Genomic DNA, 26381 nt, shown 5'->3' with positions numbered 1-26381 from the left:
GCAGCGCTAGGGCTGCGCCTTTATTGCTTCCGGAGCATCCGCCAATGAAATGTCCTGCCGATGGTGAAACCCTGATCATGGCGGACCGCTCCGGCGTCGAGATCGATTATTGCCCGAAATGCCGGGGCGTCTGGCTGGACCGGGGCGAACTCGACAAGATTATCGACCGGTCGGCGAGCGTACTGCCGGCCCCTGCCCCTGCCCCGCATCCGGAAGCTCACCCGCCAGAGCATTTCCGCGACGAGGGCCGCTTCCGGGACCGTCACGATGATGACGACGACTGGAAGTACAAGAAGGGCAAGCGCCGGCGCGAAAGCTTCCTGAGCGACCTGTTCGACTTCTGAGAGTTGCGCTAGGCCGCGGGCGCTGGAAGGAGTGATCCATGCTCGAGATGCGTCCCAATTGCGAACGCTGTGACTGCGATCTTCCGGCCGACGAGCCGGGTGCGTTCATCTGTTCGTTCGAATGCACATTCTGTGATGACTGTATGGACGGCCCGCTGGACGGTGTGTGCCCGAACTGCAAGGGCGACCTGGAGCCCCGCCCAATGCGGCGCGGCGCAGCGCTGGCAAAGAACCCCGCCAGCACGAAGCGGATCTTCAAACCGGCCGGCTAGCCTGCGGTGCAGGCGCGGCGAAGGGCGATTCCACGAACTGCAAGGCAAGGCGCCTGGCGATCGGACCGACGATCAGGATCGCCGGATAGGCGAGCACAAAGGCGAGTCCCCAGGAATGCATCCACCGGCCGACGAAGTCTGCCGGAAAACCGATGTTCAGCGCCGTGATGGCTCCTGACATGAGGAAGCTCATGAAGGTTGCCATGAACAATCCGAAGACAGGCTGGAATACCCGGACGGGCAACTTCTTCGACATGGGTCAGATCCGATCGCTCTTTGAGTTCTGTTATAGAACTTTCGATTGATGTTTCCAAGATGTGTGCGGCGTTGACTTCCGGCGCCCTCCGCCTCAGAGGCAGCGCCCATGAGCACACCCCCTCCACCCCGCCCGCGCACCCGCCTTTACCTGATCACCCCGCCGCAGGTGGCCGATAAGGTCGCCTTTGCAAAAACGCTGGACGCCGCGCTCGGCGCCGGCGACGTGGCTTCGCTGCAGCTTCGTCTCAAGGGCGCGGATGGCCTGATAGATATCCAGGCAACGCGCGAGCTTGGCCGCGCGGTCACCGGCCTCGCGCAGGAGGCGGGTGTCGCTGTCCTGGTCAACGATTCCCCTGATCTGGCCAGGGAACTAGGCGCCGACGGTGTGCATGTCGGCTGGGATGACATGCCGGTGAAGGCCGCGCGCAGCCTTCTCGGGCCTGACGCGATTGTCGGTGCCACCGCGAAGAACAGCTATCACAAGGCAATGCAGGCCGGTGAGGAGGGTGCAGACTATGTCGCCTTCGGCGCCTTTTATCCGACCCAGACAAAGGAAGGCACCCTGCCGGCGGAACTGGAACTGCTGCAGATCTGGCAGGCCGCGATGGTGATCCCGTGTGTCGCGATCGGCGGCATCACCGTAGCCAACGCTGCGCCGCTGGTGACGGCCGGAGCAGACTTCATCGCCGTCTCTGGCGGGGTCTGGAACCATCCGGACGGACCGGCGGCCGCCGTGAAAGCCTTCAACGACCTGCTGGACGACCTGGAGCCCCGTTAACTCTCAGCGCCTTGACCCTGCGAGCACAAGGGATTACGCCCCCGCCTCCGCCCAAAAAGCGCGCAAGAGCTATTTCTCATGTCAAAACCCTCCCCCGTTGGCGCCGTCATGATCGCCGCCGCCCGCGCCGCTGGGCGCAGCCTTGCGCGTGATTTCGGCGAGGTCGAAAACCTCCAGGTTTCGCGGAAGGGCCCGGCCGACTTTGTCTCTAACGCCGACACGCGCGCCGAGGAGATGATCTACACGCACCTGATGAAGGCCCGCCCCGGCTATGGCTTCGTCATGGAGGAGCGCGGGATCGTCGAGGGCACCGACAAGTCCAACCGTTTCATCGTCGACCCTCTCGACGGCACGCTGAACTTCCTGCACGGCCAGCCGCACTATTCGGTCTCGATTGCACTCGAGCGCGACGGGCAGCTCCTGACCGGCGTCGTGTTCGACGTCGCCAAGAACGAGATTTTCTGGGCTGAAACCGGCCGAGGCGCCTGGCTGGAACAGCGCAAGCTGCGGGTGGCCGCCCGCAAGAAACTGTCGGACTCCGTCATTGCCACGGGCACGCCCTGGCATGGCAAGGCCGAAGAGGCGCACACAGCCTTTGCGCGCGAAATGCTGGCCATGACGCCCGCTTGCGCCGGCATCCGCCGCTTTGGCTCAGCCGCGCTTGACCTGGCCTGGGTCGCCGCAGGCCGGTTTGACGGCTTCTGGGAGCGCAACCTGAAATCCTGGGACATTGCAGCCGGCATCGTGCTGGTGCGCGAGGCCGGCGGACTCGTCTCAGAGATCGACGGCGGGAACGTCATGTCGACGGGCTCGATCCTGGCGGGCAATGAAGACATTGTGCCGCTGGTGCGTGAACAATTGCGCCTCGCCGGGGCCTTCGGACGCCAGGCCAATATAACCTGACGCCCCCGTCAGGATTTTTTGCCAAGCGCAAAAAATCGCGGTATGAACCGCGCCATGACAAAATCAGATATCGACGTTCTCATCATCGGCGCGGGCCTATCGGGCATCGGCGCTGCCGTGCATCTCAAGAAGCTGAGCCCCGGAAAGTCCTACCGTATCTACGAAGGCCGTGACGCCATTGGCGGAACATGGGACCTTTTCCGGTACCCAGGCATCCGGTCAGACTCCGACATGCATACGCTGGGTTTTGACTTCAAACCCTGGACTGAGGCTAAGGCCATCGCCGATGGCCCGTCGATCCGCAAGTATGTCAATGAGACGGCCGACGAGTACGGCGTACGCCAGCATATCCGCTTCAACACGAAGATCGTTGCTGCCAACTGGTCGAACGCCGAACAGGTCTGGCACGTGACCAGCGAGAACGTGAAGACTGGCGAGCGCAGCCAGACGACCGCGCGCTTCCTCTTCATGTGCGGCGGCTATTACCGGTACGATCAGGGCTACCGCCCTGATTTCCCGAACGAACAGGCCTTCAAGGGCAAAATGGTCCATCCGCAGCACTGGCCGGAAGATCTCGACTATACCGGCAAGAAGGTTGTCGTGATCGGCTCGGGCGCAACCGCCATGACGCTGGTCCCCGCGATGTCGGACAAAGCTGCGCATGTCACGATGCTGCAGCGCTCGCCGACCTATGTGGTCTCGCGCCCCGCCGTGGACGGCGCCGCAAACTTCCTGCGCAAAATCCTTCCCGCCCAATGGGCATACAATATCATCCGCTGGCGGAACGTCCTGTTCCAGCAATTCTTCTTCGGGCAGACCCGTAAAAATCCGCAGAAGGCGCGCGACCGCCTGATCGGCATGGTGCGCGAGGAACTCGGACCTGATTTCGACGTCGATAAACACTTCAACCCGGTCTACAATCCATGGGAACAGCGTCTCTGCCTTGTTCCGGACTCGGATCTTTTCAACGCGCTCAAATCCGGCAAGGCGAGCGTCGAGACCGACCATATCGAGCGGTTCACCGAGACCGGCATCCTGCTGAAATCCGGCAAGACGCTGGAGGCTGACATCATCGTCACGGCGACCGGCCTGAACCTGATCTTCATGAACGGCGTCAACGTCTCCATCGACGGGGCCAAGGTCGATCCGGGCAAGCTGCTCAACTACAAGGGCGTAATGCTATCGAACGTGCCGAACCTGGCCGTCACCTTCGGCTACACGAACGCGTCCTGGACGCTTAAGGCCGACCTGACGAGCGAATACGTCTGCCGTCTCCTGAACTTGATGGACGAGAAGGGCGCGACCTCCGCAATGCCCTACCTCGCCCACTTTCCGAATGAGACCGAACCGTTTGTGGACTTCTCGTCTGGCTACTTCCAGCGGGTTATGGACCAGTTCCCGCGCCAGCATACCGAGGCGCCGTGGAAGCTGCACCAGAACTACTTTACCGACCGCAAGAACCTGCGTGAGCTGCCGATCGAAGACGGCGTGATGCAGTTCAACACGGCGGCAGCAAAAGCCGGATCGCAGCCGGCTTTGCAGGCCGCCGAATAGAGCAGCTTGCGAAGCAGCGCCGCATTCTTATCTCCATGAAGCAGGGCATTGGGCCACTGCTTCATGGAGGTGACTATGTGGCTCTGGCTTCTGTGGTGGTGTGTTGACGATCATATTGCGCGGGCCGTGGAAGCCCCAGGCATCGGCACGCTTCCGATCTGGGTGCCGCTGATCCTGTCGCTGGCCTTTTCCTTCTCGCTCGATGGCGCCTTCGACCGCGCCCGTCGGAAGCATTAGGCCGCTATCGCTCCGTGAACTGAAGTTCCGCAAGGCGCGCATAAAGTCCGCCCTTGGCGACGAGCGAATCGTGCGTGCCCTCCTCGACGATGCGGCCATGTTCCATGACGAGGATGCGGTCTGCCCGGCGCACCGTCGATAGCCGGTGCGCAATCACCAGGGTCGTACGGCCGGTGGCGGCATTCTCGATGGCACGGCGCACGGCGGCTTCGCTTTCGGAATCGAGCGCAGAGGTTGCTTCATCCAGCAGCAGCACGGGCGCATCGCGCACCAGGGCGCGAGCGAGCGCAATGCGCTGGCGCTGGCCGCCCGACAGGCTGCGCCCCTTCTGACCGAGCGGCGTGGCGAGGCCTTCCTTCTCGTCCAGGAAGCCCATGGCTTCTGCCATGCGCGCAGCCTGTTCGAGGATCGCGTTGTCTGCATCATCCCGGCCGAAACGGATATTGTCGGCCGCAGTGCCGGTAAACAGCGCCGATTCCTGCGGCGCGTAAGCGAAACGGCGGCGCCAGTCGCGCGGGTCGGCTTCGGTGGATGCCACGCCATCGAGGCGGATTGCGCCGCCTTGCGGATCGAACAGGCGCAGCGCCAAGCGAAACACCGTGGTCTTTCCCGCGCCGCTGGGCCCCACAAGGGCGACGAACTCGCCGGGCCTGACGTCCAGCGAAAAGTCCACAAGCGCCGAGGCATCACCGGCGCCATACTGGAAACTGACATTCTCGAACGACAGTGCGCCCTTGCCTGCGTCCGGCATCGGTTTCGGGTGTGCGGGGGCGGCGATCTCGGGCGTCTCGCGCAACACTTCTGCAGCCCGATCGGCCGCGCCGGCGGCCCGCATCACTTCACCGTAGACTTCTGCCAGCATGCCAAGGCCAGAGCCGGCATAGGCTGCATACATGACCATAGTGGCGAGATCGCCGAAGCTCATCTCGCCGTTCGCGACGGACCGCGCACCGAGCCAAAGCACACCGGTGAACCCGCCGAACAACAGGACCGACACAAGGACGATCATTAGCGCCCGGGCACTGGTGCGCTTCATGGCGGCAGCGAAAGTAGCTTCTATGGACTCAGCGAACACGTTGAGCTGCCGGTCTTCCCGGCCGTAGGCCTGCACGAGTTCGATGGCGTCCAGCGTCTCGGCCGCTTCGGCCCCGGCATCGGCGAGGCGGGACTGGGCGCGGTTCGACATATTCCGGATGATCCGCCCGATGCCCATGACCGGCAGGATCGCCACCGGCAGCATTGCCAGCAGTGTCAGCCCGAGCTGCCAGTTGACGGCAATCATCAGGCTTAGCGCCCCGAAAGTTGTGATCAGCGTCCGGGCCGCCAGCGAGGCGGAGGAGCCAAGGAAGTTCTCGATCAGGGTGACGTCGGCCGTCAGGCGGGAAACGGCCTCACCCGAACGCATTTTTGCATGATAGGCGGGCGAAAGACGCAGCAGGTGGGCATAGAGGTCGCGGCGCAGATCGGCCGCGATGCGTTCACCAAACCGGGAGACGAAGTAAAACCGCAGCGCGCCAAGCACGCCTGCCCCTACCGCCGCGGCAAAAACCCAGAGAAAGGCCTCGTCGATCAGGGCCAGCAGCTGAGCCGCATCGGTGCCGGCACGTTGGCCCGCATCGGCGGCCCGGCCCAGCAGCATAGGGATCGCCAGGCTGACAGCCGCTGCGGCAATCAGGAAGACCAGCGCCACGCTCACCGTGATCCAGTGCCGGCGAACATAGGGCCACAGCAGCGCCAGCGGCTTCAGGCTGCGCCCCTTGGGCCGGCCGAGCGCCTCCCCGCCTTCCGGCAGGGTCGTGCGGCGGTCATCTGTGATCTGGGTGCCCGAATCGGCCATCTGGCAGCTCTACTCCCTTGTGAGGCCCGGTGCAGCCGCCAAATCCCTGCCGGCGCCTCTTGCGGCGCCTTGGGCTTTCACATATACGGCCCACTTCGATTTCAGGCTGAGACATGCCAGCGCACCCGGGTGCGTCAACCCGATTTGACCAGACCAAGGAAAGAGGCCAAGGCCATGAAAAAAGAAGGCCATCCTGATTACCACTTCATCACGGTCGTGATGACGGACGGTACCGAATACAAGACCAAATCGACCTACGGCAAGGCAGGCGACCGCCTGGTGCTCGACATCGACCCGAAAGTGCACCCGGCCTGGACCGGCGGCGAGGGCAAGTCGCTTGACCGCGGCGGCCGCGTCTCGCGCTTCAAGGACAAGTTCAAGGGCTTCGTGTAAACGCTCCGGCGTTTGACGATGTGTCGCGTAAGGAAAGCCCCGGCCTTTTGGCCGGGGTTTTTCTTTGCCTGCCTTCAGGATTCCCAGATTGTCCGCGAAGTGGCCACCGCGCCGCCCTGCCGCTGACCCGCTGGCAGGCGATGGGCTGAGGCTCGATGTCTCAACTCATCAGGATACAGACAACATGTCAGAACCTACGACTGCCTCGCCGGGAAACGGTGCGGGCCGATTGCCGCCTTCCCTGTCCGGCCTCGTGCCCCAGCGCTCCGCCGGCCTGAAGCTTATCCTCGTCTGCGGCCTTGCGCTGCTGATGGCGATCCCTGCCCTCTTCGTCTACGGCATCGTGCACGAGCGCACGACTGGCCAGATCGAGGCCACTGCTGCCGTCAGCGAGGGCGTCGGCGGCGAACAATCTGTCCTCGGACCGGTCCTGGCGGTTCCGTTCGAGCGCACACCCAATCCGCTGCGCCCCAGTCAGAAGACCTATGGCATCGCCATTGCCTATGCCGAAGAAGGCGAAGCTGTCGTGAACACGCAGGTCGATGAACGCCGGCGCGGGCTCTACCTCGTGCCGGTGTTTGACGCGTCGGTGAGTTTCTCCGCCCGTTTCGATGCGGCGGCGCTGCGCGGCGCGGTGCCGTCCGATGCGACACCCCTCTGGAGCGAGGCCCGCCTCTTCACCGGCCTCAGCGACACGCGCGGCATCCGCGACGCTGCGGAGGTGAGCCTCAACGGACGCCCGCTTGTACTTGAGCCGGTCGATGCCAACCGCGCCGAGCCCGGCGCTTTCGCCATCGCGCCGCGTGCCGCCGTGGCGCTGGCGGGCGCGCGTGTCGGCGGTCTTGATGTGGCGCAGGGCCCGATAAACGTCACCGCCAACCTCCGCCTCACCGGCGCAGAACGCTTCGCCGTCGGCCCGTTCGCCAAAGACACGCGCATGCGCATGACCAGCAACTGGACCGACCCGAGCTTCAATGGCGGGGTATTGCCGCTATCGCATACCTCCGGTCAGTCTGCGGACGGTTTTGAGGCAGAGTGGCGGGTTGCCTATCTCGCGCGCGGTATTCCCGGCGCAGGCGCCGATCTCGACCTCGGCGCTGTCACGCATTATGGCGCACGCGACATGGGAGTGCGCTTCATGCGCGAGGCCAACCCCTACCAAAGCGTCGAGCGCGCCCTGAAATACTGCGCGATGTTCGTCGGCCTCGTCTTCCTCGCGTATTTCCTGCTGGAAGTGATGAGCGGCGCACGGGCCCACCCGGCGCAGTACATCCTCGTCGGCCTGGCGCAGGCCGTGTTCTATCTCCTGCTGCTCGCCTTCGCCGAACGCTTCGGCTTTGACCCGGCCTTCGCCGCCGCCGCGACGATGACGGTGCTGCTGACTTCGGCCTACGCGATGAGCGTGTTCCGTTCGGCGCATTATGGCCTGCGTGCCCTCGTCATCCTTACCGGCATCTACGCCCTGCTCTACAGCCTGATGCGGGCGGAAGGTTTTGCGTTGCTCGCCGGCGCACTCGCCAGCTTTGCCGCCATAGGCCTGACGATGTTCGTGACGCGCAACATCGACTGGTATGGCGGCGCCGGGCGCCCCGCGCAGGCCTGATGTGTACTGACAAGCGCCCCGGCGCAAGCGCCGGGGCGTCTTCCCTATCGCCGCAGTTTCAGAGCCAGGCCAATAAACGGAACAGCAAGTGCCACGACCAACGTCTCGAAGGGCCCTTTCGCAAACTTCCGGAAATAGCGCGCGAGGCTCTTTGCCTTGTGCTGCGTGACGAACGCCGAGGGCACATCCGAGGTTGACCCATAGTGCAGCGCGCCCGCCTTCGGCACATAGATGACCGCGCCGCCAGCCTCAATCGCGCGGCGGCAAAGGTCCACATCCTCGACATGGATGAAGTAGCCTTCGTCAAAGCCGCCCAGCATCTGAAAGTCTTTCGTCCGCATCAGGAAGAAAGCGCCGGAGATGGCGCCGACGCCGATGGGGCCCGGTGGCAGCGGCTCATGCTCCAGCGTCCAGCGGCCAATCCCGAGGGCGCGGGCCAGCGTCAGCGTCTTGCGCCGGGCGCCGCGCTCTTCCCTGCCCTTGAGGTCAAAGATCCGCCCGCCGGCAATGGCGGGCGCGGGCGCGCCGTTCAGCGCTGCGATCAGCGGCTGCAGTGCGCCGCGCCGGATAACACAGTCCGGATTGATCGCGAGAAGATAGTCGCTCGCCGCGAGCCGCGCGGCTGCATTGATCCCTGCTCCGAAGCCTGGATTGTTCAAGCGGACAAGTCTGGCATTCGGCGTTGCGGCGACAAACCGTTCCAGCCATGCCTGCATGGCCGGAGGGTTTCCGTTGTCGGTGATGACAATCTCGCTGACATCCGGATCACCCTTCAATGCATAGAGGCATTCTACAAGGCGCGGGCCCGTATGGTAGCTGACAACGAGCGCGGCAACCGAGCCGCTCACGCGTCCCGCTCCCCCAGCGTACGGTGCCAGAGCACAATGGCGGCTGTTGCCAGCGCCAGGGAGGCCCAGAAGCCCTCATTCCAGACACTGTACGCAAAGCTGAAGATTGCGATGGCCGAACCTGCGAGACCCGCCGCCGCGTAGCGTATCTCCGGGCGCAGCTCGCTCGGGCGCGGGAGGTGGAAGGCCAGCGCCACGAGCCCGAGCGCCGCCAGCACAGCGCCGATCATGCCGGTCTCGGCCCAGATCTGCAGCGCCATGTTGTGCGGATGGCCCGGCACGATCCGGTAGCCCGCCCAGAAGTCCGGCAACTGTGCAAGCCAGTCCGGGCGTGTCTGGAACGTCTCCGTCCAGCCGCGCGTCGCGTTGAGACCGTGCCCGAGGAACGGTGCATCCGTCATCCGTCCGATGACGATCTCCCAGGACCAGAGCCGGGAGCGGAAAGAATCCGGCAGGTTCGGAGCGATGACGTCGAGCGCGCGGATGAGGGCGGCAAACAGCACGGGCGCTGCGGCGATGTAGCCGGCGATGGCGCCGAACAGCCAGCGGAACCCGGTGCGCGGCATGACGGCCACCAGAGCCATTGCGAACGCCATCCCGCCGATGGCGAACAGTGCGGAATCAGAGCCGAGCAGCCTGTAGGCGATGGCCGCCCCCAGTGCCAGCGCCGCCGCCAGCACCGCGCCCGGAACCTTCCAGCCGAACACCAGCATAGGCAGCAGCAACGGCAGGCCCAACGCCAGGGTGTTGGCGCCGCGACCCACATTCTGAGCACCTTCGTGGAGGCCTTTCACATCCTCTCCGTACACGGCCGAAAGGACAAAGCCCGACAAGTAAGGCGACAGCACAACGAGCACGGCCTGGACACCAAGCATCGCCGCGACGATGCCCGACGCGCGCGGCGATGGCGCCGCCCGCAGCGTGCCTGCGATTGTCAGAGCGGAGGTCAGCGCGATCACGATGAAGGACAGCCCCCGCGATTCGACTGAGAATGAGCCGTCGGTCAGACTGCCTGACATCAGCTGGCGATTGCCCGGCGCCCAGAACTCGCTGGCGGCCGCCCAGACAATGAAGGCAAACCCGAGCGCCGCGAACAGCGGCGGCGTCAGGTGCGGGCGGGCAAGGAACAGGGCGGCAATCCCGGTCAGGCCGAGCAACGGCGCAAAGCCCTGCCCGCCCAGCGCCGCGATGACGGGCCAGAGCAAGAAGGCGGCGGCGATGACAGGCCCGTAATTCATTGCCCGAGCACCCTACTCGCCGCCCCCGCGCCTTGTCACCGTATGCGTCTCAGCGCGCCCGCTTCAGATCTGGCGGCAGCGCCTCATCAGCCAGCGAAACCAGCGCCTCGTCCAACGTGATGATCTGCTGGCCGTTGGAGCCGAGCCGGCGCAGCGCCAGCTTGCGCTCCTCCGCTTCCCGTGCGCCGACGACGGCAATCACCGGAACCTTCTGCAGAGAATGCTCGCGGACCTTGTAGTTGATCGTCTCGTTGCGCTTGTCGACTTCGACACGGAGACCTGCCTTGCGCAGCTCGGCAGCTGCCTCCTCGGCATAGTCCGCCGCCGCATCCGAAATCGCCGCCACGACGACCTGAACAGGCGCCAGCCACATCGGGAAAGCCCCGGCATAGTTCTCGATCAAGACCCCGATGAAGCGCTCGAGGCTGCCAAGGATCGCGCGGTGCAGCATCACCGGGCGGTGCTTCTGTCCGTCCTCGGCGATGTATTCGGCGCCGAGACGTTCAGGCAGCACGTAGTCGAGCTGGATCGTGCCGCACGTCCATGATCGGCCGATGGCATCCTTCAGCTGGAAGTCGAGCTTGGGCGCGTAGAAGGCGCCGTCGCCGTCTGCGATGACGGGCTCGACGCCTGCGGCGCGCGCCGCGTTCAGCATCTGCGCTTCGGCCTTGTCCCAAAACTCTTCGGAACCTGCCCGCTGTTCGGGGCGCGTGCCGAGCGAGATGTGATCGCGCTCCAGCCCGAAATCGGCATGGATGGACGACGCCAACTTGATAAAGTTCGCCGTCTCTTCCTCGATCTGGTCTTCGCGGCAGAAGATGTGGGCATCATCCTGTGTGAAGGCCCGCACGCGCATGAGCCCGTGAAGCGCGCCCGACGGCTCGTACCGGTGGCACGCGCCGAACTCGGCCATGCGAAGCGGCAGGTCGCGGTAGCTTTTCTGGCCGAACTTGAAGATCTGCACATGTCCCGGGCAGTTCATCGGCTTCAGGGAGAGCGTCTCTTCTTCGGCCGTTTCGCAGACGAACATGTTCTCGCGGTACTTGTCCCAGTGGCCGCTCTTTTCCCAGAACGTGCGGTCAAGCACCTGCGGCGTGCGCACCTCGACATAGCCCGAGGCTTCGAGACGGCGGCGCACATAAGCTTCGATGACGCGCCACAGCGTCAGACCCTTTTCGTGCCAGAAGACCATACCCCTGCCTTCTTCCTGCATGTGGAAGAGGTCGAGCTGGCGGCCGAGTTTTCGGTGGTCGCGCTTCTCCGCTTCTTCGAGGCGGTGGAGATGTTCCTTCAGGTCCTTCTCGTTCGCCCATGCCGTGCCGTACATGCGCTGGAGCATTTCGTTCTTCGAGTCGCCCCGCCAGTACGCGCCGGCCATCTTCATCAGCTTGAACGCCTTCGGCAGCTTGCCCGTGGAGGGCAGGTGCGGGCCGCGGCAGAGGTCGAACCAGTCACCCTGCCGGTAGAGCGTGATCGCTTCGCCAGGCGGGATGATGTCGTCAATAATCTGCGCCTTGTACTCCTCGCCGATGCGTTTGAACTCGGCGATGGCGGCGTCCTTCTCCCAGACCTCGCGCACGATCGGAAAATCAGCGTCGACGATCTCCCTCATCTTCGCTTCGATCTTCTCGAAGTCGTCCGTGGAGAAAGGCGTCTTGCGGGCAAAGTCATAGTAAAAGCCGTCATCGATGACGGGTCCGATCGTCACCTGCGCGTCGGGGTAAAGGGCCTGCACGGCCTGTGCGAGCACGTGCGCAGCGTCATGGCGGATCAGCTCGAGGCCGTCCGGATCCTTGTCCGTGACGATGGCGACCGTGGAGTCGCCTTCGAGCGGGCGCGCAAGGTCCCACATCTGGCCGTTGACCTTTGCGGCCAGGGCCTTCTTCGCAAGGGATTTCGAGATGCTTTCGGCGACGTCGAGCGGCGAGGCGCCATCAGCATATTCGCGCTTCGAACCATCGGGGAGCGTAACGTTGATCATGGGGTCTTCGTTTCTTTGACTGGCCGCGCACGGGCGGCGAATTCGGGTGATCCGGCAAAGGCATCTGGCGCGGCCACGCTTAACGCGGCTTTACCGGGATTCCCACCCTGTTTTCAGGGCATCCGCCGGGGCTGGTCTGGATTTCTGCGGGTGCATGAAGGGGCGTGCACGGGTGTGCGGGCCGAGGGCGCTTCAGGCACCCTGGCGAGTTCGCGCGGTCAGGCCGGTGAGAAACAGGTTCGCGTTCATGGGCGCCGCTATGTCACGCTTCAGGTCCGGTTTCAACCAGCCCCCTCGGTCCAGACGCCCAGTCGCCATAGCGCCAAGGCTGCCAGAACGGAACGGCGGGTTTCGTTTCCGGGGCAGGGTCGTAGCCGTGACTGCCACCCGGACGGCACCGGATGAAGCGCGCCAGTGTCATCCATCCGCCCGGCCACCAGCCATGCAGGGCGACGCATTCCGCCCCGTATTCGCTGCAGGTCGGCGTATGCTGGCACCGTGCGCCCGCCAGCTGGAACAGCTGGCTCGGCCCATGCTTGTAGACGGCGAGCAGCACATAGGCGGTGCGGCGACGCAGGCCCATCTCAGGCCGCCGCCCTTGCGGCCAGGGCCTCGTCGATCGCCGCCACGGCGGCGTCGAAGGCCAGCAGCGTGGATGTGTGGCGGGGCGGATAGTCGGCCACCGGCTCCAGATGGCGCAGTTCCCAGAACCGGCCATCGGGCGGTGCTGCGCCGTCTTTCAGCATGGCGCGCAGGCCGTCGCAGGCCGCACGGATCTCGGCCACTGTCGCGCCAACAGCATGCTCGGCCAGGATCGATGTCGTCGCCTGCCCCAGCGCGCAGGCCTGCGGATCGACCGCAATTGCCGTAACCCGTTCTCCGGCCGTATCGAGCTTCACGTCCACATTCACCGTGGACCCGCACACGCGGGACACTTTCAGCGCCGAGCCCTCGGCATCCGCCAGCCGGCCGAGATGCGGAATCCCCGCGGCGAGTTCGAGGATGCGGTTGTGATAAAGCTCGCTCATGGCCGCCTAGATGGCCCGCCCGGCGCCGGGCGGCAAGAGCGCCAAAAAAGGAGCCGCCGATGCTTCTAAACAGGGGCGGCTCAGAGAGTGGGGTGTAGAAATGGCCCAGGAGCCATGCCCCGGGATGCCCGTCGCCTGACGTAGGGTCAATTTACCATTTTGACAGGTCAGCGGCTTCAGAACGGCCACAGCTGCGCGAGCTTCGGCAGGACGCGCAGCAGGATCAGCACCGAGCCCGAGAAGGTCGCCACGGCCAGTAGCACCACGACGCCGTCGCGCGCCGTCAGGGCGAGCCCCAGCAGCAGGACTGCAAGGCTCGGCAATACCGGGCCAAGCGGGATCAGTCCGAGCGGATAGGTGATCAGCGCAGCCGCTACGCAAACGACACCGACCAGCTGCACGAACGGCGCCTCGGTCAGGAACATGAGGCGCGGGCGCACCAGTGCGTCCACCATGTGCGCCGACTTCTCGGCGCCCTGCGCGCCCTGCACCAGATGCTCGCGCTTGAAACGGAAATCCAGCGCCCCTTTCGGCAGCCAGGGCGTCTTGCGGCCGATCACGATCTGCAGGGAGAAGATCAGCACCACGGTGCAGATAACCCAGTTGGCGCCGGGAATGATCGTCAACGGGCTGACCGCGATGAAGCCTAGCAGCAGGAGCACGGGTCCATAGGCCCGCCGGCCGACGGCATTGATCAGCTCACGGACTGTCACAGTGTCGCCCTCGGTGTTGAGCACCAGAGACCGCAGCAGCGATCGAAGGTTCGTGACCGGCGTCGAGGTGCCTTTCTTGTTCATTCGGCATTGATCCTGGATGATGCGCCGTAGCGCTCGATACGGTCAGCTGTAACGCCATCTTCGCTGAGGTCGATCACGTACATCCTGTCGAACTCACTCGCCTCATGGATGGCCGGGCCGGGGTCGGCCCCGATCAGCGCCGCGAGCGCGTCGGTCGTGTTCGAATGGCCCACCACCAGCTTCACGCCCGGCGTGTCACCAAGCGCGCTGGCAAAGGCCGCCAGTGCCGACGCATCATAGATCAGTACCTCGAGACCAAGCGCCGCCGCCAGCGGCGCAGCCGTCTGCCTGGTCCGGTTAGTCTGGGTTGACCAGATTTGCGTTACCCCTTCCCCGCCGAGCCGCGCAGCCAAGGCCTGCGCACGCTGCGCACCGGCCAGGGACAGGGCCGGATCTGCACCCGCTTCCTTCTCGCCATGGCGGACCAGGAATAGGCGGGCATATGGCGCTTCGGGAGCAGGCTCTGCCACCGGTGTCCCGGCACAAGCCGCCACAAGGGCAACAGCGAGCAGGCCAATGACGGTGCGCCGCTTCACACGCGTCGCCATGTGCTGCCTCCCGCGCCGTCCATGATCTCGACGCCTTCCTCGGCCAGCGCCTTGCGGATGCGGTCGGCCTCGGCCCAGTCCTTGGCCGCGCGCGCTGCGATGCGGGCCGCGACGAGGCCGTCGATCCGCGCCGCTTCGCCCGCGTCGCCGCCCTGCTCCCACTCCTTCGGCGTCTTCGTCAGCAGGCCGAGCAGTTCGCCCGCCGCGAGCAGATCGGCGCGTGTCGCCGCCATCATGGCAGTATCGTTCTGGTCCGCTGCCGAGTTGGCGGCCGACGCAATGCCCGACAGCTCTGCCAGTGCTTCCGGCGTGTTGAGATCATCCTCAAGCGCATCGCGCACGCCGCGATAGGCTGCCTTGCCGCCTTCGGCGTCCCAGACGCGGCGCAGCGCGCCATAGATCCGGTCCAGCGTCGTCTTCGCCTGCTTCAGCAGCTCCGGCGTCCAGTCGAGCGGCGCGCGGTAATGCCCGCTCAGCATGGCGAAGCGGATCACTTCGCCGTTCCACTCTTCCAGAAGGTCATGAACCAGCACGACATTTCCGAGCGACTTCGACATCTTCTCCCCGCCCATGTCGAGGAACCCGTTATGCAGCCAGTAGCGCGCCATGAGCTCGCCGTGCGCGCATTCGGATTGCGCGATCTCGTTTTCATGATGCGGGAACTGAAGGTCCACGCCGCCGGCATGGATGTCCAGCGTCCGGCCGAGATGTTTCGCCGCCATCGCCGAGCACTCGATATGCCAGCCCGGTCGTCCCCGGCCCCAGGGCGAATCCCAGACCGCATCTTCCGGCTCGCCCGGCTTGGCAAACTTCCAGAGCGCGAAGTCTTCCGGCGCGCGTTTGTCCTCGCCGGGCTCGACGCGGGCTCCGGCTTCATTGTCGCCGGGCTTGCGGCCGGAAAGTTTTCCGTAGTCGGACATTGCCGCCACCGAAAACCATACGCCGTCCTTGCCGACATAGGCATAATCCTTGCGCACCAGCTTGGTGATGATCTCGATCATCTCCGGCACATGCCCGGTCGCCCACGGCTCAACCGTCGGCGGCAGGACGTTCAGGGCAACCATGTCTGCATTGTAAATGTCGGCATACTTCTTCGTGATCGAAGAGATCGGCTCGCCGGTATCCAGCGAGGCCTTGATGATCTTGTCCTCGATGTCGGTAATGTTGCGGGCAAAGACGATGGCATTGTCGCCATAGGTCTTCATCAGCAACCGGCGCAGCACATCGAACACGATAGGCGGGCGGGCATTGCCGATATGGGCATAGTTGTAGACCGTCGGGCCGCAAACGTAGATCGTGATCCGCTTTGGATCCTGCGGCTGGAAGCCGCGCTTTTCGCGCGCCATGGTGTCGTGAAGTTTCAGGGTCATCCCGGTCTCGTATCCGTCCGTCGGTTCGCAGGTATTGGCAGGGCTCTGTTCAGGCCAGCCCTAATGGCGTGTTGTCGCCTCAGCAACAACAGGTGCAGCGGTACGAAACGGTAAACATGGACAGGGTCATGGCCGGTCCATTAACACTTGACGCGGCGAAAGCCAAGATTGTGCTGATTTCGCGCGGATCCGGTAATGACCTTCCGCGCAGAAAGCTCTGGAAACGGACCGGTCGGCGCCCTATGTTGCCTGCCATCGCCCTGAGGGTAGCAACTCCGGGCGGGCGTTAAGTCCGTGCCACCGTGCCCCGGCTCGACCCCCGTCCCTCAGAAGGAATACAAGTGGCCATGGATGCCGTGACACCCAAGAACGACCCCTTGCGCGCGGAACCCGTGCGCCGCCCCACCCAGCAGGAGGCTGAAGAAGCCGTTCGCACGCTCATCGCCTGGGCCGGTGACGATCCTGCCCGCGAAGGGCTCATCGACACGCCGAAGCGCGTCGTCAATGCCTACAAGGAATGGTTCGAGGGTTACGGGGAAGATCCCGTGAAATACCTCAGCCGCACCTTCGAGGACGTGCAGGGGTATGATGATATCGTTATCCTCCGGAACATCGAAGTCGAGAGCCATTGCGAGCACCATATGGCGCCGTTCCTTGGCAAGGCCTTCGTCGCCTACAAGCCGTCGCAGGCTGTCGTCGGGATTTCGAAACTTGCCCGTGTGGTGGAAATCTTCGCCAGGCGCCTGCAGACGCAGGAAACCATGACGGCACAGATTTGCGACGCGATCACCGAAAGCCTCGCGCCGATGGGCACGGCCGTCTTCATTGAAGCCGAGCACCAGTGCATGTCGACCCGCGGCGTGCACCACAAGCACGTGACCACGATCACCACGCAGTTCACCGGCGTGTTCAAATCCGACGCCGACCTGCGCAACCGCTTCCTGCGGATGTGTGAACAACAGGCCTGATCGCAAACAAGGCTGAACCTTTCAAACGCCCCGTCCGGAAACGTGCGGGGCGTTTTGCTGTATGCAGAGAGTTGAACCGGCCTGCCGCTTCGCTATCAATTCTCCGGCGTAGAGTTCTCTGACAACAAGAACCACCAACCGGGAGATGCAACACCATGAAATCCAGCCTGATCCTCGCCGCCCTCGCCCTTGCCGCCCTGCCGGCCATGGCCGCGACCACCACTGTCGAGTTCGCCCCTGCCGAAGGCGACAAGCTCGTAGCCGTCTTTGCCGATGATGGCACGGTCAGCTTCAACGGCGGCGCCGCTGTCCCCTACACGATGGACGAAGCCGGCAAGACCATCTGTTCCAGCGTCAATGGCGCCGACAATTGCGCCACCTTCGAAACCTGGGGCACCGACATCGGACATGTGACGCCCTACACGACGTCGCAAGGTTCTGCGGGTACCGCAACGGTTACCGCCAAGACCGAGTAGACGGCCAGAAGGCTGCTGACTTCAGGAAGGCGCCTGCTGCCCGCAGGCGCCTTTTTTGTTCAGGCGGCACGGTTCAGCCAGCTCAGGATATCGGCAGAAACTTTGTCCGTACCCGGCTCATCGACAATCCAGTGCGCATGACCGGGATATTCGAGGAAATCGCCGGCCACCGGGCTGCGGGCATACTTCGCGCCGACCTTGCGCACACCCTGCGGCAGGGTAGCCCGGTCCTGCCCGGCGGAAACCGTCAGCGTGGGGATCTTCACCCTCGTCTCGTCCACGGTGATTCCGTCGCTGATATCCCCGTAGACCTTTCCGGAATCGTAGAGCGCTCCGGCATAGATCGCCTCATGGCGCGCCTTCGGCACGCGGTTTAGCACGCCCCAGCAGAAGCCGGTCCTCCAGACCTTGTAGGATTTCTTCCGGTCCTGCTGCAGCAACACGTTGAGGAAGGTCCACACCACCGGCAGGCCAACAGCCGCGCAATCCTTGGTCTGCGCCGGCGTCAGGAACACGGCCTTGGAGACCTCACCCCGCTCGGCCAGAACCTGCGAAATCAGGCCGCCCATCGAATGTCCGATCACGGCAGGTTTTACCCCGTCGCGCGCGGCCAGCCGCCGCGCCTCGGCTGCGGACGCCTCGATGTAATCGGCAAGGCCAAGTTCCGACAGGCTTGCCGGAGGGTTTTCCCGCACGCGCCGGTCTGGAAACAGCGTGATCGCCTCGCAGGTCCATCCGCCCGCCTCAAAAGCCGGCTTCATCACGTCCCACGCGCTCGCGTCACAGCCCACGCCGTGGATCATCAACAATGTCGGCATATTCCCCTACCCCCTTTAGCCTTGTGGCACGCGGCCCGGCAGGACCGGCTCGGTCCAGCGGCGGAACCGCTCGGACACTTCCAGATAAACCGGTCGCTTGAACGGCACGATCAGGTCCGGCGTCTCTTCAAGCGGCGCCCAGCGCCAGGCGTCAAACTCCGGCGTATGTCGATCGAGACGCACATCGCTGTCCGAGCCCTTGAACCGCAAGGCGAACCATTTCTGCTTCTGCCCGTGATAGGGCCCAGGCAGGCGCTTCTTGAGGTCCGGCGGAAACTCGTAGTGCAGCCAGTCCGGCGTCTCCTCGAGCACCTCGACCAGCTTGGACGGCACGCCGATTTCTTCCTCGAGTTCGCGCAAGGCCCCCGTCACGGCGCTTTCGCCTTCGTCGATCCCGCCCTGCGGCATCTGCCACTGGAACGGACCGCGGCCATTCACACGGCGGCCAACGAAGACGTAGCCCGCCTTGGAAAACAGGGCGAGGCCGACATTCGGGCGGTAAAGGCTTGAGTCAAACTTGGGTTGGGTCACCCGCCTGTATTTAGCCCAGACATATCAAGGCTGCCAGTGCGCACCTCAATGGGGCGGGAATTCGAGATGGCCGAGACAGGCGCCAGCACGAGCCCCTTCTCCTCCAGTTGGGATATCCAGACCTTCGCAGCCTCGACGGTCACGGGGAACGCGTAGCCTGCCCCGAAAGCGGCACCTTTCTCGAGCGCCACAGCTTCCAGGTCCATCAGTTCGGCGCTGATGTCGGCCGGTGTCTGGCGGTTGTCGATCGGCCCGGTGGCGCGGGCATAGCGCAGGCCTGTTTCGCGCGCGAGGCCAGGCAGGGTCGAGCGTTCGAAGCTGCCATCGTCGATAAAGGCGAGGCCCTTCTCGCTGAGGCGCGTGAGGACGGGGCTGGCCGACGCCTTGTCAGCGGCAAACTTGGCGCCCTGATAGTTTACGATGCCGAAGTAGCCGCTGGTGCGCGCCAGGATCGTTTCAAGCCGGGCAAGGTTTGCCTTGGCCTCGGCGCCGGCGGTCAGCGTATCAGGGTGCATCTTCATGCGCCCGTACTCGTACGCCTCCATCGGCACTTCGATCAGCACTTCATGCCCGTCGGCGCGCGCTGTCTTTATCCAGTAGTCAAGTTTCTTGGAATCCAGCGCAAAGGACAGGGTCACGTTCGCCGGCAGGTCGTCGATGGCGAGCTGGGTCTGGGTGGCATTCATGCCGAGGCCGCCGATCACGAGGCCGACCATCGGCAGGCCTTCGGGATTCGAGAACTTGCGCGCATAAACGTCCGAAGGCGCCTTGCTCTTGGTTTTGCCGGCCGGGGCCATGGTCGTCGCCGAAGCGATCCGCACGGTGCCGGCGTCCGATTGCGGCACGCCCCGCACCTGGCTGAGTGATTCGCCTGCGCGCACGATCCTGCCATTGATCCGGATGGCGTCGCTGGACACTGAAGGTCCACCTTGCCCGCCGGTCACCGGGACACGTGCGGCGTTCGGGCCGAGGCCAGCATCGGCAAGTTCCATCGCGGTGGCTTCATCAAGCGCCGCCGCGCTCTGCAGCATATCGCCGCCCGGGTGTTCGTCCGGATCATTGAGGTGGGCGCTGGGCGTCGTGCCGGCATCGGCATAGTCTACGGTATCGAACAGCGCGAGCGTCTGGCTGGGACTGGCAGCGGCGGGATCGGCGGTCACATGGATGCCCAGACCGAGCGACGCGGCCAGACCGCCGAACACAGCGAGGCTCATGCCCGCATGGACGACTCCCGTGCGAAAAGGTGACGGCTCAGACTCGCGCCGGTAACCCATGGGCTCGACCTCTTGGAACAGGGCTTGAAAACAGACCCTGACCATCGCCCCACAGGGTTAACAGGTCGCAAACAAATTGGCTTTCCAGCGTAACGGACGGCTAAGGATTGCAGCAACCCTCAGGTGCACTACCCTGCTTTCGCGGCCATCCGGGAAGCCACGGTCTTGCCCTCGCGCAGGATCTGAAGCGCCTTCTCCAGCTGGAAATCCTCGCCTTCGTAGCCTTCCGGTGGTTGTTCGTCCGGCATCCGCGGTTCAGCCGACCGCTCGCCATCCTCGTTCTGTATCGCATGCGGCAGATCGGCCTCGGACCAGCGCTGGATTTTCAGCAGCTCCTCCTCGGTCAGGCGCACCGGCGTCACCATCAGGTCCGGCTCGATGCCGAGCGCCTGAATCGACCTGCCCGACGGCGTGTAATAGCGCGCGGTGGTCAGGCGGATCGCGCCGCGGTCAGCGCCCAGCGGAATAACTGACTGGACCGACCCCTTCCCGAAACTCGTCGTGCCCAGCACCATCGCCCGCTCGCGGTCCTGCAGCGCGCCGGCCACGATTTCGGACGCGGAAGCCGAGCCGCCATTGATCAGCACGATCATCGGCACGCCCTTGAACACTTCGCCCTTGCTGGCATTGCGGCGCTCGACATCCACAGGGCGGCGCCCCTGGGTCGAGACGACTTCACCGCCCGACAGGAAATGGTCGGTGACTTTCACCGCCTCTTCCAGCAGTCCGCCGCCATTGTTGCGCAGATCGATAACGATACCCTTGGGCTTGCCCGCCTTGCCAATGCCATCGAGGGCTTCTTCGAGCAGCAGGTTGGTGCGCTCGTTGAATGTCGCGATGCGGATATAGCCGATATTGCCCGGCTCCATGCGCCAGTTCACGGACTTCTGCTGGATCACTTCGCGCACCAGCTTCACCTGGAACGGATCGCCGCCTTCGCGCAGGACCGTGATCTCGATCTCGGTACCGCTTTCGCCGCGCATTTCCTTCACGGCGTCGTTCAGCGTCTGGCCGATGATCGCCTTGCCATTGATGGCGGTTATGTAATCTCCGGGCTGGATGCCCGCCTCGGCGGCGGGTGTGCCGTCCATCGGCGAGATGACTTTGACGAAGCCGTCTTCCATCGTCACTTCAAGGCCGAGGCCGCCATACTGGCCGGACGTCTGAACCTGCAGGGACTGGAAATCCTCCGGGTCAAGATAACTGGAATGAGGATCCAGCGACATCAGCATGCCGTTGATCGCCGCGTTCATCGCTTCCTGCTCGTCGATCGGCACCACATAGTCACGCTGGGCGCGGGCAAAGATCTCGGCGAACAGTTCGATCTGCTGGTAGGTCAGCGTGCGAGGATCGACGGAGTCGGTGACCGTTTCCTGCTGGGGCCAGGCCATTGCCGCAAACCCGACAGCCGCAGCCCCGAGAATACCGCCGAGGGCCGTGCCTGTCAGCAATGAACGCATGTTCCACTCCATCATCATTTTGCGAGCCTTTAGTCGTCGCCCGGCATCCACTCTGCCGGATTCAGCACCCTGTCGCCAAGCCTTAATTCCACAGTCAGTTCGGGCGCGGGGTCGTCGCGGTCGGGCATGCGGCCGACGGGTTCCCCGGCGCTTACGGACTGGCCTTCGGACACATAGATCCGGCTCATGCCAGAAAGGATAACATGATATCCGTCACTTGTGCGCAGAATCAGCATCTGCCCGTAAGTACGGAACGGACGCGCGAACTCGACCACCCCGCCTACCGGCGCGGTCACCTGGGCTTCGGCCCGGGTCTGGAACACCAGATACTCCGTGGTCCCCCCACTCGGCAGCTTGGCCCCGAACCCGCGCAGCAGCGTGCCGGCAGCCGGTTGCTTAAGGCCGCCCAGGGCTGACTTGCCCAACGGCGCAGCCGTGTTCTTGGATGGCTCGGCGATCCTCGCCGGCTTGGACGCGCCGGGCTTGGAAGTGCGCAAGGCCGCCAGCTGCGGGCGGGCCTCCGGCTTCGCGCGGGGCGCTTCCGGCGCATTCGACTCCAGCGCCGCAAGCAGATCGCGCAGCGTCCCGGCTTCCTTGCCGAGTCGCTCGGCGCGGCTGCGCAGGCTGTCGAGGTTTCCGGCGATGCCTTCATAAGCCGCGCGTTTAGAGGCGGCGAGCTGTTCGATCTCTTCCTTCTTCAGCGCCAGCGTTGCCTCGGCTGCGCCGAGGCGCGCCTGCTCCGCCCGGATGTTCGCTTCCAGCGTATTCAGCTCGGCAATCTCCTTCGAGATACCCGCCGCGCGGTCCGACAGTTTCGGATAGGTCGCCTGCATCAGGATCGCCCGGCGGATCGCTACACCCGAGTTGTCGGGGCTGACCACCAGTGCCGGCGGCCGCCGGCGATTGGCCGCGGCCAGCGAGGCCAGCAGATCCTCGAGCGCGCCTTCGCTCGCCATCAGCTCCGCGCGCGCTTCCTTGCGCCGCGTGCTCAGCGTCATCAGCGTCAGTTCCGCCCGGCTCGCCTGCTCCTCACGGCGACGCGCTTCCATCGCGGTCGACAGCAGCGTCTCGTCCAGCGTGCGCAGGTCCACCACCGTCGTCTCGCCCTGACTTTCCAGCGCGGCCAGTTCGGCCTCGGCCGCCCGGCGCTCGACTTCCAGCGCTTCGAGGTCGGCGCGCGTGAACGTGTCCGGCGCCGCGGCGATCAGCGGAACGAACAGAAGGCTGGCAAGGAGGGTGTGCAGGCGGCGCATCCGACGGACCATGCCGGACAGGCGTCACTTTGACGTTAATCGCGCAAATCCTCTGACAGCACCGATTGCAAGGCATTCAGCGCGTCACCGATAAGCACCACCTGCAGACGCGCCGGACCCTGGCCGAAGGCCGGCGCGTCCAGCACCAGGTGCCGGACCAGATGCACTGCCGCCAGCGCATCGGCAGCGAAAGTCTCCGGCGTTTCGACGCGCAGCGCATGCACGGCCGCATTGCGCATCGCGATGATCCGGTCGAGCGCCCGCTGGCGGCTGCCAGAGAGTTCAAGCCGTTCCGGATCGTTCAGGAACGCGTATGACCGCGCCCGGCGCAGCAAAAGTGCAACCGGCGCAATCCGGTCCGGATGCGACGGGTCCTGCACCGCATCCTCCTTCGCCGTATCATAGCCCGACAGCGCCGCCACCAGCGCGGCCTGCAGTGCACTGACAAGTCCGAGCGCGGTCCATCGCCGACGCGCCGGATCAATGCGCGCGCCTTCCTCTTCCCGCAGTGCCAGCTTAAGCGCCTCGAGCGCCGCCTCGAGCGCTTCGCTTACGCGCGCGCGGGGGTCCGGACTGAAGGGGCGATGCCTTTCCATGCGTCCTGAATTGCAGGCTGCGACAACCAGGGCAAGCTGCACGCCTGAACTGACAACCGCCTGACAGGCTGTGTCAGGGCGGGCTCAGGCGTCGTCAGCTAACCCTCTCCGCAGATCACGACCTCCCGGTGATCGCAAACAGGAAGGACACCTCTCCATGAAGACCCTCATTGCCGCCCTTGCCCTCGCCGCGGGTGCCGCCCTCGTGCCATTCGCCCTCGCGCAGACCGTCGACCTCGCTGCGGGCACTGCCCCCGCCTCCGATATCAGCCGCGAGGAAGCGATCGCCATCGCCCGCGACAAGGGCATGACCCGCGTACGGGAAGTCGAACGCGATGATGGCAATTGGGAAGTGGAAGGCTGCACCGCCGACCGCAAGGAAATCGACGTCGACATCCACCGCAGCAATGGCGAGATCGTCAAGTTCGAGATCGATCTGGACCGCGACGATGACGATTGCTGATCCGTCCGCAGCCTGATCAACCCTGACGGCGGGCGCGCCATGCGTCCGCCGTTTGGCCGTACACGTCCCATATGATATCCGTGAAAGGCGCGGGCGCTGTAGCTTCACGCAGCCTGCGTGATCCCAGCCGCTCAGCGACCTTGATCGACGGCGTGTTCTTCGGATCGATACAGTGGATGATCTCGGTGAAGCCGAGAATGTCGACCGCATAATCCATTGCGGCGCTCGCGCCTTCGGCGGCATAGCCCCTGCCCTGCGCCGACGTCAGAAGCCCCCAGCCGACTTCCGTGCCCGGCCAGCCTTCGGGCTGCCACGGCCCGAGACGGCCGATCCACTTGCCGCTCGCCTTCTCGATCACCGAGAACATCGAATAGCCGCGGATCGTCCAGGCCCCGCTCATCAGGCAGAGCGTCCGCCACACCGCCGCACGCGGCTGCACGCCGCCGATGAACTTCGCCGACGCCTCATCCGCCATCAGCGCGCAAAACCCGTCCAGGTCCTCCGCCCGCGGAGGGCGAAGGATCAGGCGCGGGGTTTCGATCAGCGGGCCGGCGGCCATGGCATTGGGGTGTCTAGGCGAGCGACGGATCGATCGCCTTGCAGGCTTCGATCAGGCCCTTCACCGAGGCGACCGACTTCTCGAACATCGCCTTCTCGTCAGCCGTGAGGTCGAACTCGACGATCTTCTCAGCGCCCTTGGCCCCGATCAGCGTCGGCACGCCGACATACATGTCCTTGAGGCCGTACTCGCCGGCACAGTAGGCGGCGACAGGCAGCACGCGCTTCTGGTCCTTGAGGTAGGATTTCGCCATCGCAACGGCGCTCTCGGCAGGGGCGTAGTAAGCGGAGCCGGTCTTCAGAAGGTTGACGATCTCGCCGCCGCCCTTGCGCGTGCGGTCAACGATGGCATCGAGTTCTGCCTGGCTCATCCAGCCCTGTTTCACGAGCTCGGTCAGCGGCAGACCGCCCACGGTCGAATGGCGCACCATCGGCACCATGTCGTCGCCGTGGCCGCCCAGCGTCCAGGCGTGGATGTCGGCGACGGACACACCGGTCTTCTCGGAGAGGAAGTAGGCAAAGCGCGACGAGTCGAGCACGCCCGCCATACCAACAACCTTCGAGGTCGGCAGACCGGAGAAAAGCTGCAGCGCCCAGACCATGGCGTCGAGCGGGTTGGTGATGCAGATCACGAATGCGTTCGGCGCATGGACCTTGATGCCCTCGCCCACGGCCTTCATGACCTTGAGGTTTATCCCCAGAAGGTCATCGCGGCTCATGCCCGGCTTGCGCGGCACGCCTGCGGTGACGATGCAGACATCTGCCCCGGCGATGCCGGCATAGTCGTTGACGCCCTTCAGGCCGACCGAGGCGCCGTAGACCGGCGTCGATTCGGCGATATCGAGGCCTTTGCCCTGCGGCAGGCCTTCGGCGATGTCGAACAGGATCACGTCGCCCAGTTCTTCGCGGGCGCAGATGTGGGCGAGCGTGCCGCCGATCATGCCGGAACCAATCAGGGCAATCTTGTTGCGAGCCATGTGTTTCTCCTCGGAATATGGGCGCGGAAACAGTACCGCGGGACCCCTAGCCGAGGCCGCGCCCGGGTGCAATGCGGCCCGAAAGCAAACACCCCGTGAGCAGCGCTCACGGGGTGTGCCGTCAAGTTATTCCGAAGCCTGGTGTCAGTCGTTGCTGGACAGCATCGACATCAGGATCGTGAAAATGTTGTAGAACGAGATGAAGAAACCGAGCGCACCGAAGTTCGTCATCACCGCGAGCGAGCGGGTGTCCCCCTCGTTCTGGAAGTAGCCTTCCTTCAGGTTCTGCGTGTCGAAGGCAATCAGGATGCCCGAGACAGCCAGCACGCCGACCATGATCGCGACTTCAAGGAAGCCCGACGGCGGGAACAGCAGGCTCAGAAGGCTGACGCCCACGAGGCCCCACAGCGCGAACACGGCAAACACGCCGATCGGCTTGAGGTTCGTCTTCGTCATGTAGCCGAAGAGGCTCAGCGCGCCGAAGGCTGACGCGGTCAGCAGGAAGGCCTTGGCCATCGTATAGAGGGTCGGCGAGATCGAGCGGCCGGTGCGCGTTTCAGCGCCGACTCCGCCAAGCGACATGTAGACCCAGATCGACAGGCTGAGGCCCAGAAGGGACACGATCGTCCAGTAGACAATTCCGGTGGCCAGCGGCGACGGGCGCTTCATCAGGAAGGCCGAGCCGAGGATCAGCACGATCGGTGCGAACTGGATAACCAGGCGCAGCGGCGAAAAGAGAACCAGCTGCGTCAGCGCCGGCACCATGTTGGAGCCGACGAGGAAGGCCAGTGCGCCGGCCAGCGCGATACCCAGCGCCAGCTTCTGATAAACACCCAGCATGAAGGTGCGCAGGCCCACGTTGACGGAGGTATCGGCAGACCGTGCGTCGATCCCTCCGAAAGTCCGGTTGAAGTCATTCATCGGTTGTAGAACCCTTTCTCTGATCGCGGACACCCATCAGGCGCCGTTTGGACAATATATGGAGACCTTCGATCCTTCGTGCAACAGAATCCGGTAT

Annotated in this window: 30 protein-coding genes; 11 read left to right on the top strand and 19 right to left on the bottom strand. The window is 64.5% G+C overall.

The genetic code is table 11. The annotated features are described in order from the left end of the window. Positions 1–44: 44 nt before the first annotated feature. Positions 45–344 carry a zf-TFIIB domain-containing protein gene (locus Q0C17_RS11515; RefSeq protein ID WP_291206185.1) on the top strand — a complete coding sequence of 100 codons (300 nt, stop codon included), beginning with the start codon at positions 45–47 and terminating at the stop codon, positions 342–344. A 38-nt stretch (positions 345–382) separates the two neighbouring features. Continuing rightward, positions 383–616, top strand: coding sequence for a DUF1272 domain-containing protein (locus tag Q0C17_RS11510; RefSeq protein WP_291206182.1), 234 nt, complete (start codon positions 383–385; stop codon positions 614–616). On the opposite strand, the gene Q0C17_RS11505 is transcribed toward Q0C17_RS11510, so the two are convergent. Next, positions 600–872 (bottom strand): DUF2798 domain-containing protein, encoded by a 273-nt coding sequence (locus Q0C17_RS11505; protein ID WP_291206179.1) that lies wholly within the window; start codon positions 870–872, stop codon positions 600–602. The two genes, Q0C17_RS11510 and Q0C17_RS11505, sit on opposite strands and share 17 nt — an antisense overlap. Positions 873–980: 108 nt before the next feature. On the opposite strand from Q0C17_RS11505, the gene thiE reads away from it, so the two are divergent. From thiE to Q0C17_RS11485, 4 genes are all read left to right on the top strand, one after another. Further along, positions 981–1652, top strand: a complete 672-nt coding sequence (thiE, locus tag Q0C17_RS11500; protein ID WP_291206175.1) for a thiamine phosphate synthase — start codon at positions 981–983, stop codon at positions 1650–1652. Between the two features lie 78 nt (positions 1653–1730). Further along, positions 1731–2555, top strand: coding sequence for an inositol monophosphatase family protein (locus Q0C17_RS11495; protein ID WP_291206172.1), 825 nt, complete (start codon positions 1731–1733; stop codon positions 2553–2555). A 54-nt stretch (positions 2556–2609) separates the two neighbouring features. Then, the gene (locus tag Q0C17_RS11490; RefSeq protein WP_291206169.1) at positions 2610–4109 is read left to right on the top strand and encodes an NAD(P)/FAD-dependent oxidoreductase; all 1500 of its coding nucleotides are present in this window, start codon (positions 2610–2612) and stop codon (positions 4107–4109) included. Between the two features lie 75 nt (positions 4110–4184). Then, entirely contained in the window at positions 4185–4346 is a 162-nt protein-coding gene (locus tag Q0C17_RS11485) for a hypothetical protein (RefSeq protein ID WP_291206166.1), read from the top strand. Between the two features lie 4 nt (positions 4347–4350). Here the strand turns inward: Q0C17_RS11485 and Q0C17_RS11480 are convergent, their stop codons facing one another. After that, entirely contained in the window at positions 4351–6183 is a 1833-nt protein-coding gene (locus tag Q0C17_RS11480) for an ABC transporter transmembrane domain-containing protein (protein ID WP_291206163.1), read from the bottom strand. A 174-nt stretch (positions 6184–6357) separates the two neighbouring features. Here Q0C17_RS11480 and rpmE point away from each other — a divergent pair, with 174 nt between their 5' ends. Both rpmE and creD read left to right on the top strand, forming a co-directional pair. Beyond that, on the top strand, positions 6358–6576 hold the full coding sequence (rpmE, locus tag Q0C17_RS11475) for a 50S ribosomal protein L31 (protein ID WP_291206160.1): 219 nt from the start codon (positions 6358–6360) through the stop codon (positions 6574–6576). Positions 6577–6760: 184 nt separating this feature from the next. Then, positions 6761–8179, top strand: a complete 1419-nt coding sequence (creD, locus tag Q0C17_RS11470) for a cell envelope integrity protein CreD (protein WP_291206157.1) — start codon at positions 6761–6763, stop codon at positions 8177–8179. 44 nt (positions 8180–8223) lie between these two features. Here creD and Q0C17_RS11465 read toward each other — a convergent pair whose 3' ends face one another. The 8 genes from Q0C17_RS11465 to cysS form a co-directional block, all read right to left on the bottom strand. Further along, positions 8224–9027, bottom strand: coding sequence for a glycosyltransferase family 2 protein (locus Q0C17_RS11465; protein WP_291206154.1), 804 nt, complete (start codon positions 9025–9027; stop codon positions 8224–8226). Further along, complete coding sequence (locus Q0C17_RS11460) at positions 9024–10265, bottom strand: O-antigen ligase family protein (RefSeq protein WP_291206151.1); 1242 nt, start codon at positions 10263–10265, stop codon at positions 9024–9026. The genes Q0C17_RS11465 and Q0C17_RS11460 overlap by 4 nt, the downstream gene beginning before the upstream one ends. Positions 10266–10314: 49 nt before the next feature. After that, complete coding sequence (thrS, locus tag Q0C17_RS11455) at positions 10315–12246, bottom strand: threonine--tRNA ligase (RefSeq protein WP_291206148.1); 1932 nt, start codon at positions 12244–12246, stop codon at positions 10315–10317. Between the two features lie 262 nt (positions 12247–12508). Continuing rightward, positions 12509–12829, bottom strand: a complete 321-nt coding sequence (gene yidD, locus Q0C17_RS11450) for a membrane protein insertion efficiency factor YidD (RefSeq protein ID WP_291206145.1) — start codon at positions 12827–12829, stop codon at positions 12509–12511. 1 nt (position 12830) lies between these two features. Next, entirely contained in the window at positions 12831–13274 is a 444-nt protein-coding gene (locus Q0C17_RS11445) for an iron-sulfur cluster assembly scaffold protein (protein WP_291206113.1), read from the bottom strand. Positions 13275–13450: 176 nt separating this feature from the next. Further along, positions 13451–14071: an exopolysaccharide biosynthesis protein gene (locus Q0C17_RS11440; protein WP_291206110.1), complete on the bottom strand. Its 621-nt coding sequence runs from the start codon at positions 14069–14071 to the stop codon at positions 13451–13453. Further along, positions 14068–14619 carry a histidine phosphatase family protein gene (locus tag Q0C17_RS11435; RefSeq protein WP_291206107.1) on the bottom strand — a complete coding sequence of 184 codons (552 nt, stop codon included), beginning with the start codon at positions 14617–14619 and terminating at the stop codon, positions 14068–14070. The genes Q0C17_RS11440 and Q0C17_RS11435 overlap by 4 nt, the downstream gene beginning before the upstream one ends. Further along, positions 14604–15989, bottom strand: a complete 1386-nt coding sequence (cysS, locus tag Q0C17_RS11430) for a cysteine--tRNA ligase (protein ID WP_291206104.1) — start codon at positions 15987–15989, stop codon at positions 14604–14606. The genes Q0C17_RS11435 and cysS overlap by 16 nt, the downstream gene beginning before the upstream one ends. A gap of 347 nt (positions 15990–16336) precedes the next feature. On the opposite strand from cysS, the gene folE reads away from it, so the two are divergent. Beyond that, the gene (folE, locus tag Q0C17_RS11425) at positions 16337–16957 is read left to right on the top strand and encodes a GTP cyclohydrolase I FolE (protein WP_291206100.1); all 621 of its coding nucleotides are present in this window, start codon (positions 16337–16339) and stop codon (positions 16955–16957) included. Between the two features lie 155 nt (positions 16958–17112). Continuing rightward, positions 17113–17433: a hypothetical protein gene (locus Q0C17_RS11420; RefSeq protein ID WP_291206097.1), complete on the top strand. Its 321-nt coding sequence runs from the start codon at positions 17113–17115 to the stop codon at positions 17431–17433. 59 nt (positions 17434–17492) lie between these two features. On the opposite strand, the gene Q0C17_RS11415 is transcribed toward Q0C17_RS11420, so the two are convergent. The 6 genes from Q0C17_RS11415 to Q0C17_RS11390 all read right to left on the bottom strand — a co-directional run bounded on the left by Q0C17_RS11415 (position 17493) and on the right by Q0C17_RS11390 (position 23365). Further along, positions 17493–18251: an alpha/beta hydrolase gene (locus tag Q0C17_RS11415; protein ID WP_291206093.1), complete on the bottom strand. Its 759-nt coding sequence runs from the start codon at positions 18249–18251 to the stop codon at positions 17493–17495. A 15-nt stretch (positions 18252–18266) separates the two neighbouring features. After that, positions 18267–18782 carry an RNA pyrophosphohydrolase gene (locus Q0C17_RS11410; RefSeq protein ID WP_291206090.1) on the bottom strand — a complete coding sequence of 172 codons (516 nt, stop codon included), beginning with the start codon at positions 18780–18782 and terminating at the stop codon, positions 18267–18269. Further along, entirely contained in the window at positions 18779–19996 is a 1218-nt protein-coding gene (locus Q0C17_RS11405) for a divergent polysaccharide deacetylase family protein (protein ID WP_291206086.1), read from the bottom strand. The genes Q0C17_RS11410 and Q0C17_RS11405 overlap by 4 nt, the downstream gene beginning before the upstream one ends. A 188-nt stretch (positions 19997–20184) precedes the next feature. Next, positions 20185–21516: a S41 family peptidase gene (locus Q0C17_RS11400; RefSeq protein ID WP_291206083.1), complete on the bottom strand. Its 1332-nt coding sequence runs from the start codon at positions 21514–21516 to the stop codon at positions 20185–20187. Positions 21517–21545: 29 nt separating this feature from the next. Continuing rightward, positions 21546–22781, bottom strand: a complete 1236-nt coding sequence (locus Q0C17_RS11395) for a peptidoglycan DD-metalloendopeptidase family protein (protein ID WP_291206080.1) — start codon at positions 22779–22781, stop codon at positions 21546–21548. Between the two features lie 23 nt (positions 22782–22804). Further along, positions 22805–23365, bottom strand: a complete 561-nt coding sequence (locus tag Q0C17_RS11390; RefSeq protein ID WP_291206077.1) for a hypothetical protein — start codon at positions 23363–23365, stop codon at positions 22805–22807. Between the two features lie 157 nt (positions 23366–23522). On the opposite strand from Q0C17_RS11390, the gene Q0C17_RS11385 reads away from it, so the two are divergent. Beyond that, positions 23523–23828 carry a PepSY domain-containing protein gene (locus Q0C17_RS11385; protein ID WP_291206074.1) on the top strand — a complete coding sequence of 102 codons (306 nt, stop codon included), beginning with the start codon at positions 23523–23525 and terminating at the stop codon, positions 23826–23828. A gap of 16 nt (positions 23829–23844) precedes the next feature. On the opposite strand, the gene Q0C17_RS11380 is transcribed toward Q0C17_RS11385, so the two are convergent. The 3 genes from Q0C17_RS11380 to Q0C17_RS11370 all read right to left on the bottom strand — a co-directional run bounded on the left by Q0C17_RS11380 (position 23845) and on the right by Q0C17_RS11370 (position 26284). Continuing rightward, positions 23845–24387 (bottom strand): GNAT family N-acetyltransferase, encoded by a 543-nt coding sequence (locus tag Q0C17_RS11380; protein ID WP_291206071.1) that lies wholly within the window; start codon positions 24385–24387, stop codon positions 23845–23847. A gap of 13 nt (positions 24388–24400) precedes the next feature. Further along, positions 24401–25363 carry a malate dehydrogenase gene (gene mdh, locus Q0C17_RS11375; protein ID WP_291206068.1) on the bottom strand — a complete coding sequence of 321 codons (963 nt, stop codon included), beginning with the start codon at positions 25361–25363 and terminating at the stop codon, positions 24401–24403. Between the two features lie 144 nt (positions 25364–25507). Next, positions 25508–26284, bottom strand: a complete 777-nt coding sequence (locus Q0C17_RS11370) for a Bax inhibitor-1 family protein (RefSeq protein ID WP_291206065.1) — start codon at positions 26282–26284, stop codon at positions 25508–25510. Positions 26285–26381: the final 97 nt, after the last annotated feature.

Source organism: Hyphomonas sp. (assembly GCF_022844445.1).
Lineage (GTDB): Bacteria > Pseudomonadota > Alphaproteobacteria > Caulobacterales > Hyphomonadaceae > Hyphomonas.
The sequence above is the reverse complement of the archived record's forward strand: the minus strand, read 5'-3'. Positions and strand labels throughout refer to the sequence as shown.

Excerpts from the sequence above, each read along its gene's own strand:
- Q0C17_RS11515 (WP_291206185.1), top strand. The coding sequence starts at position 45 with ATGAAATGTCCTGCCGATGGTGAAACCCTGATCATGGCGGACCGCTCC.
- Q0C17_RS11510 (WP_291206182.1), top strand. The coding sequence starts at position 383 with ATGCTCGAGATGCGTCCCAATTGCGAACGCTGTGACTGCGATCTTCCG.
- Q0C17_RS11505 (WP_291206179.1), bottom strand. The coding sequence starts at position 872 with ATGTCGAAGAAGTTGCCCGTCCGGGTATTCCAGCCTGTCTTCGGATTG.
- thiE (WP_291206175.1), top strand. The coding sequence starts at position 981 with ATGAGCACACCCCCTCCACCCCGCCCGCGCACCCGCCTTTACCTGATC.
- Q0C17_RS11495 (WP_291206172.1), top strand. The coding sequence starts at position 1,731 with ATGTCAAAACCCTCCCCCGTTGGCGCCGTCATGATCGCCGCCGCCCGC.
- Q0C17_RS11490 (WP_291206169.1), top strand. The coding sequence starts at position 2,610 with ATGACAAAATCAGATATCGACGTTCTCATCATCGGCGCGGGCCTATCG.
- Q0C17_RS11485 (WP_291206166.1), top strand. The coding sequence starts at position 4,185 with ATGTGGCTCTGGCTTCTGTGGTGGTGTGTTGACGATCATATTGCGCGG.
- Q0C17_RS11480 (WP_291206163.1), bottom strand. The coding sequence starts at position 6,183 with ATGGCCGATTCGGGCACCCAGATCACAGATGACCGCCGCACGACCCTG.
- rpmE (WP_291206160.1), top strand. The coding sequence starts at position 6,358 with ATGAAAAAAGAAGGCCATCCTGATTACCACTTCATCACGGTCGTGATG.
- creD (WP_291206157.1), top strand. The coding sequence starts at position 6,761 with ATGTCAGAACCTACGACTGCCTCGCCGGGAAACGGTGCGGGCCGATTG.
- Q0C17_RS11460 (WP_291206151.1), bottom strand. The coding sequence starts at position 10,265 with ATGAATTACGGGCCTGTCATCGCCGCCGCCTTCTTGCTCTGGCCCGTC.
- thrS (WP_291206148.1), bottom strand. The coding sequence starts at position 12,246 with ATGATCAACGTTACGCTCCCCGATGGTTCGAAGCGCGAATATGCTGAT.
- yidD (WP_291206145.1), bottom strand. The coding sequence starts at position 12,829 with ATGGGCCTGCGTCGCCGCACCGCCTATGTGCTGCTCGCCGTCTACAAG.
- Q0C17_RS11445 (WP_291206113.1), bottom strand. The coding sequence starts at position 13,274 with ATGAGCGAGCTTTATCACAACCGCATCCTCGAACTCGCCGCGGGGATT.
- Q0C17_RS11440 (WP_291206110.1), bottom strand. The coding sequence starts at position 14,071 with ATGAACAAGAAAGGCACCTCGACGCCGGTCACGAACCTTCGATCGCTG.
- Q0C17_RS11435 (WP_291206107.1), bottom strand. The coding sequence starts at position 14,619 with ATGGCGACGCGTGTGAAGCGGCGCACCGTCATTGGCCTGCTCGCTGTT.
- cysS (WP_291206104.1), bottom strand. The coding sequence starts at position 15,989 with ATGACCCTGAAACTTCACGACACCATGGCGCGCGAAAAGCGCGGCTTC.
- folE (WP_291206100.1), top strand. The coding sequence starts at position 16,337 with ATGGATGCCGTGACACCCAAGAACGACCCCTTGCGCGCGGAACCCGTG.
- Q0C17_RS11420 (WP_291206097.1), top strand. The coding sequence starts at position 17,113 with ATGAAATCCAGCCTGATCCTCGCCGCCCTCGCCCTTGCCGCCCTGCCG.
- Q0C17_RS11415 (WP_291206093.1), bottom strand. The coding sequence starts at position 18,251 with ATGCCGACATTGTTGATGATCCACGGCGTGGGCTGTGACGCGAGCGCG.
- Q0C17_RS11405 (WP_291206086.1), bottom strand. The coding sequence starts at position 19,996 with ATGAGCCTCGCTGTGTTCGGCGGTCTGGCCGCGTCGCTCGGTCTGGGC.
- Q0C17_RS11400 (WP_291206083.1), bottom strand. The coding sequence starts at position 21,516 with ATGCGTTCATTGCTGACAGGCACGGCCCTCGGCGGTATTCTCGGGGCT.
- Q0C17_RS11395 (WP_291206080.1), bottom strand. The coding sequence starts at position 22,781 with ATGGTCCGTCGGATGCGCCGCCTGCACACCCTCCTTGCCAGCCTTCTG.
- Q0C17_RS11390 (WP_291206077.1), bottom strand. The coding sequence starts at position 23,365 with ATGGAAAGGCATCGCCCCTTCAGTCCGGACCCCCGCGCGCGCGTAAGC.
- Q0C17_RS11385 (WP_291206074.1), top strand. The coding sequence starts at position 23,523 with ATGAAGACCCTCATTGCCGCCCTTGCCCTCGCCGCGGGTGCCGCCCTC.
- Q0C17_RS11380 (WP_291206071.1), bottom strand. The coding sequence starts at position 24,387 with ATGGCCGCCGGCCCGCTGATCGAAACCCCGCGCCTGATCCTTCGCCCT.
- mdh (WP_291206068.1), bottom strand. The coding sequence starts at position 25,363 with ATGGCTCGCAACAAGATTGCCCTGATTGGTTCCGGCATGATCGGCGGC.
- Q0C17_RS11370 (WP_291206065.1), bottom strand. The coding sequence starts at position 26,284 with ATGAATGACTTCAACCGGACTTTCGGAGGGATCGACGCACGGTCTGCC.